Genomic DNA, 5,370 nt, shown 5'->3' with positions numbered 1-5,370 from the left:
GCCCTGCAGGTGATGGCTCCGCGGCCTCGTGCAGTACGCATCACTCTCAAATCACGGGGCGGCGGGGGGGGGGGGTGAGCCCGGAGGGAGGAGCGGGGCAGCGTCGAGGAGGCGCGTCCGGGGCACGCAGGGTCCCCCCGGGCACGCAGGGTCCCCCTGGGCGCGCAGGGTCCCACGGGCGCGCAGACCGGGCCTGTGTGCCGAGGCGGACGCCTGAGCATGGGCAGCATCCCCGGGCACGCAGAGAGGCCCCGGTGCCGCAGCACCGGGGCCTCTCCGTCAGGCAGGGGCCGTGTTACTCGACCTGGCCCTCGACCGCCGTCTGGTAGACGGGGACGTTGTTGTCGTCGAACTTGTAGATGCCGATGAAGGCGCTCGACGGGTCGTTGTTGTCGTCGAACGCACCGATGCCCGAGGGGCCCGTGTAGTGGATGTCGTCGCCGGCCTCGATGGCCGTGACGCAGTCCGCGAACGTGCTGCACTCGGTGCCCTCGTCAGCACCCGACACCGCCGCCATGTTGGCCTGGATGGTGCCGGAGTCCGTTCCGCCGCCCTTCACCGCGGCGAGCGCGGCGAGGATGACGGCGTCGTAGGACTCCTGCGCGTACGAGTAGTCGGCCAGGGCCGAGCCCGCGGTGCGCTGGTAGAACTCGGCGAAGCGAGACTGCAGGTCGGTCGACGGGAACGCACCGGGGATGGTGCCCTGGGCGCCGGCCAGGGTGCCCGGGTCGAAGTCCTCGCTGTAGTCGGCCGTGTTGCCGTCCGACATGTAGACCGTGCTGATGTCGGCGCCCTGCGAGATGAGCTCGGGGACGATCGACTTGGTCTCGTCGAAGGCGAGGATGACGATCGCGTCGGGGTTCGTGGCCAGCGCGGCCGTCACCTCGGACGAGAACGTGGTCTGGCCGGGGGGGAACTCCTGGCCCTCGCCGGACGCGCCGTAGACGACGGTGCCGCCCGAGGCCTCGATCGACTCCTGGACGGAGTCGCGCAGGCCGGTGCCGTAGGTGTCGTTGAAGACGAGGAACGCGACGTTGGCACGGCCGTCGTTGACGATCTGCGTGCCGAGCGCGCTGCCCTGGACCGAGTCCGGCGGAGCGGTGCGGAAGTAGTACGACGAGTAGCCGCTGAGCGAGGTCGCCGTGTTGGCGGGCGAGATCTCGACGATGCAGGCGGCGGTGAGCTGGTCGATGACGTTGAGCGTGACGCTCGACGACTCGGCGCCGATCGCGACCGGCACCTTCGCGTCGATCAGCTGCGTCGCTGCGGCGCTCGAGACGGTGAGGTCGTTGCTGTCGCCGGAGTCGGTCGCGGGGTCGATCGTGACGTCCTGGCCGAGCACGCCGCCGGCGGCGTTGATGTCCTCGACGGCGAGGCCGACGCCGGCCTCGGCGGGCGGGGCCAGGTAGGCGAGCGTGCCCGTGTTCGGCAGGATCGTGCCGATGCGGAGGGCGTCCTGGCCGGGGCTGCTGGGCGCCTCGCAGGAGGCCGCGGGGTCGGCCTTGGTCGTCGACGACGCGGACGACGACGGGTCGTCGGTCGAGGAAGAAGTGGTGGAACAGGCTGCGAGCAGAACGGAGGCGGCTCCTGCGAGCGCCAGGGCCCTCAGCCCTTTGGTGGATCGGATCATCCGTGGTCCCTTTCATGAAGCGCGTACAGCCGGACCGACACTAGGTGGACGGTCCCCGCGATTGAGAAGAAACTAGGGGCGGAATGTTTCCTGCGTGTGTTCTCCCGGTCACCCTGCCGTTTCGTTAGCAATTCGTGACATCGACTCAGCACCTGCCGAGCGGTCGCCCCCGGGGCCGGCGTCACGTCCGCCGTCAGGGTCGGGGGCCAGTGCCGCCGCACGGTCGGCCTCGCGGCCTCGCGCACGGCTCCGCCGGCTCGTCACGACCATGTCGGTCGTCAGCACGATCAGCGCGACCCAGACGATGGCGAACCCGATCCACCGGCTCGTCGGCATCTCCTCGTGCAGCAGGACGACCCCGACGACGAACTGCAGCACGGGCGCGAGGTACTGCGTCAGCCCGATGGTCGCCAGCGGCAGCCGACGTGCGGCGGCGGCGAAGAGCAGCAGCGGCACCGCCGTGACGATCCCCGAGCTGATCACCGTCAGCGTGTGCACCAGGCTGACGGAGCCGAACACGACGCCCCCGCCGATGCCCGTGACGGCCAGCACGACGAGCGCGACCGCCGCGAACGGCGCGACCGCCATCGTCTCGAGGGTCAGCCCGCTGACGGCGTCGACCTTGCCGCCCATCTGCTTCTTGACGAGCCCGTAGGCCCCGAACGAGAAGGCCATGATCAGCGACGGCCACGGCACCCCGCCCGTGCCCACCGTGATGACGACGACGGCAACGGCGCTCAGGCCGATCGCGATCCACTGCACCGGCCGGAGACGCTCCCGCAGCACCAGCACCGCGAGCAGCACCGTGACGATCGGGTTGATGAAGTACCCGAGGGCCGCCTCGACGACGTGCCCGGCCAGGGTCGCGACGATGAAGGTCGTCCAGTTGACGACGATGAGCACGCCCGCCAGCGCCATGGTGCCCACGACCCGGCCTTGACGCAGCAGCGCGAGGAACGCCGGGAACCCGCGGGTGACGGCGAGCAGCACGACGCAGAAGGCGAGGGAGAACAGGATGCGCCACGAGACGATCTCGAACGGCCCCGAGGGCGACATGAGCAGGAAGAACACCGGCAGCACGCCCCAGAGGCCGTACGCGCTGACGGCGTAGGCGAGGCCGCCCGACGAGGAGGTGCGGGTGCGGGTCACGAGAGCGCTCTGCGGTTCACGGGTCGACTCTAGGGCGGGCCGCCGTCGTCGGACACGGCCACTCCTGCCACGCTGGCTCGCTCCGCTGCCGTTCCCGGCCGGGGACGACGAAGGCCCCCGCCTGGGCGGGGGCCTCCGGGTGGAGCAGGTGCGTCGTCTGCCTAGCGGACGATGACGGCGAGGACGTCGCGCGCCGATAGGACGAGGTAGTCCTCGCCGGCGTACTTGACCTCGGTGCCGCCGTACTTGCTGTAGATGACCTTGTCGCCGACGGCGACGTCGAGCGGCACGCGGTTGCCGTTGTCGTCGATGCGACCCGGTCCGACCGCCACGACCTCGCCCTCCTGGGGCTTCTCCTTGGCGGTGTCGGGGATCACGAGGCCGGAAGCCGTGGTCTGCTCGGCTTCGACCTGCTGGATGACGATGCGATCTTCGAGCGGCTTGATGGAGACCGACACGGTTGACCTCTGCTTTCTCGGAACTTCGTAGAACGTGGGCTGGCACTTGCCACGTGCGAGTGCCAGAACAACTGTAGAGCCGAACTGGCACTCGGTCAATCCGAGTGCCAGAGTCGGTCGGCGATGGGCGAGACTGGTGTCATGGACACTGCTGAGCTCCTCGACGTGCTCTCGCCCGAGGGGCTCCGACTGCTCGACTCGCTGCCCCCCTGGAGCGCGTCCGACGACGTCGTCGGCGCCGTCGCGGCGCTCCGCCGGCAGGGCCACTCGCCTTCCCTGGTCGCCGCCGTGCTGAGCCAGTCGCGGCTCCGGGCCAAGGCCGTCGCGAAGTTCGGCGACTTCGCCAGCCGCATGCTGTTCACCGAGGCCGGTCTCGAGCAGGCCACGCGCCTCCCCGTCGCCGCCCGTCACGCCGGCCGCTACCGGGCCGCCGGGCTCGGCAGCGTCGCCGACCTCGGCTGCGGCATCGGCGGCGACGCGCTCGCGCTGGCCGCCCTCGAGCTCGACGTGCTGGCGGTCGACCGCGACGAGGTCACCGCGGCCGTCGCCTCCTACAACCTCGCACCCTGGGCTTCGTCCCGCGTCGTGCACGGCGACGCCGCGACGGTGGACGTCGGCGACGTCGAGGGCGTGTTCCTCGACCCGGCCCGCCGCACGGCCGGCCACGCCGCGACGAGGCGCCTGGCCGACCCGGCCGACTGGTCGCCCTCGCTCGACGTCGCGTTCGGCTGGGCCGATCGCCTGCCCACCGGGGTCAAGCTCGGCCCCGGCGTCGACCGCGAGCTGCTGCCCGCCGACGCCGAGTGCCAGTGGATCTCGGTCGACCGAGAGGTGGTCGAGGTCGGCGTCTGGTTCGGGCCGCTCGCCCGCCCCGGCGTGGGCAGGGCAGCGCTGGTCGTGGGCGCGCACGGCACGGCCGAGCTGACCGCTCGCGCCGACTCCGACGACGTCGAGGTCGGGGAGCTCGGGGAGTACCTCTACGAGCCCGACGGAGCCGTCATCCGCGCCCGGCTGATCGGCGATCTCGCCCGGCGGCTCGGCGCGCGGACGCTCAGTCGCGACATCGCCTGGCTCACCTCCGACGAGGCGGTCGAGACGCCGTTCGCCCAGGTGTTCCGCGTGGTCGAGACGTTCCCGCTCGACGAGAAGACCCTCAAGCGCGAACTGCGCACCCGGGGCATCGGTCGGCTCGAGATCAAGAAGCGCGGCGTCGACGTCGACCCTGCCGCGTTCCGCAAGCGGTTGTCGCTGCAGGGCACCCACGCCGCGACCCTGGTGCTGACCCGGGTGGCCGGCCGCCACACGGCGCTGCTCTGCGAGCGCATCTGACGTCAGGCCGTCCCGGCAGCCGACCGTCCTGACGGCCCGCCTGCCGGACGACCTGCCCCTCTGAGGACCTGCCCCAGGAGGCGCGGGTCAGGACCCGTCCGAGGAGGCAGGGGTCAGGACTGCCCGTAGCCGCCGTCGAAGGTGCCGGACGACCCGCCGGGCATGCTCGCGAAGAAGACGATCAGCCCGATCCAGATGATGACCGCGAGGGCGATGCCCGCGTAGCCCACGATGAGGCCCGGCAGCCACAGCTTGCGCGACTGCCGCTCACGCCGACCGGCGATGTGGCCGAGCACGACCGCCGCGATCGAGAACACGACGCCGACGCCGAGGGTGACGATGACCCCGAGGAAGCCCACGATCGACGCGACGAGCGACAGGATGCTGAGGACGCTCGAGGGCTTCGTGGCACCCGCCGAGGCGTACGGCGAGTACGCCGCCCCGTAGGGCTGCTGGGGGGCACCGTACTGCTGGGGCGGGGCTCCGTAGGGCTGCTGCTGCGGCGGGGCTCCGTAGGGCTGCTGCTGCGGGGGCGCGCCGTAGGGCTGCTGCGGAGCTCCGTACTGCTGTGGTGCGGGAGCACCGTACGGCTGCGGGGGCACGCCGTACTGCTGCTGCGGCGGGCCGCCGTAGGGCTGCTGCCCCTGCTGGCCCGGCTGCCCGTAGACGGGCCGGGGCGGAGCCTGCGGCGCGCCATACGGAGCCGACGCCGGAGGCTGCGGCGCGCCGTACGGAGCCGACGCCGGAGCCTGCGGCGCGCCATACGGAGCCGACGCCGGAGGCTGCGGCGCGCCATACGGAGCC

General features: G+C 71.8%; 5 protein-coding genes. 1 reads left to right on the top strand and 4 read right to left on the bottom strand.

The window, feature by feature from the left end; all coding sequences use genetic code 11:
- Positions 1-295 precede the first annotated feature (295 nt).
- The 3 genes from RWM17_RS11910 to groES all read right to left on the bottom strand — a co-directional run bounded on the left by RWM17_RS11910 (position 296) and on the right by groES (position 3,237).
- Positions 296-1,630, bottom strand: a complete 1,335-nt coding sequence (locus RWM17_RS11910; RefSeq protein WP_314103967.1) for an ABC transporter substrate-binding protein — start codon at positions 1,628-1,630, stop codon at positions 296-298.
- A gap of 108 nt (positions 1,631-1,738) precedes the next feature.
- Entirely contained in the window at positions 1,739-2,779 is a 1,041-nt protein-coding gene (rarD, locus tag RWM17_RS11905; protein WP_314103964.1) for an EamA family transporter RarD, read from the bottom strand.
- A 161-nt stretch (positions 2,780-2,940) separates the two neighbouring features.
- Positions 2,941-3,237, bottom strand: a complete 297-nt coding sequence (gene groES, locus RWM17_RS11900; RefSeq protein WP_123355202.1) for a co-chaperone GroES — start codon at positions 3,235-3,237, stop codon at positions 2,941-2,943.
- A 141-nt stretch (positions 3,238-3,378) separates the two neighbouring features.
- On the opposite strand from groES, the gene RWM17_RS11895 reads away from it, so the two are divergent.
- Positions 3,379-4,566: a THUMP-like domain-containing protein gene (locus tag RWM17_RS11895; RefSeq protein ID WP_314103961.1), complete on the top strand. Its 1,188-nt coding sequence runs from the start codon at positions 3,379-3,381 to the stop codon at positions 4,564-4,566.
- Between the two features lie 113 nt (positions 4,567-4,679).
- Here the strand turns inward: RWM17_RS11895 and RWM17_RS11890 are convergent.
- The coding region (locus RWM17_RS11890; RefSeq protein WP_314103959.1) for a hypothetical protein at positions 4,680-5,370 on the bottom strand (691 nt) is incomplete at its 5' end.

This window comes from uncultured Frigoribacterium sp. (assembly GCF_963515265.1).
Taxonomy (GTDB): domain Bacteria; phylum Actinomycetota; class Actinomycetes; order Actinomycetales; family Microbacteriaceae; genus Frigoribacterium.
This window is presented reverse-complemented; position numbering and strand designations above follow the sequence as displayed.

Bases quoted from the DNA above. Each gene is read 5' to 3' on its own strand.
- RWM17_RS11895 (WP_314103961.1), top strand. From the start codon at position 3,379: ATGGACACTGCTGAGCTCCTCGACGTGCTCTCGCCCGAGGGGCTCCGA.
- RWM17_RS11910 (WP_314103967.1), bottom strand. From the start codon at position 1,630: ATGATCCGATCCACCAAAGGGCTGAGGGCCCTGGCGCTCGCAGGAGCC.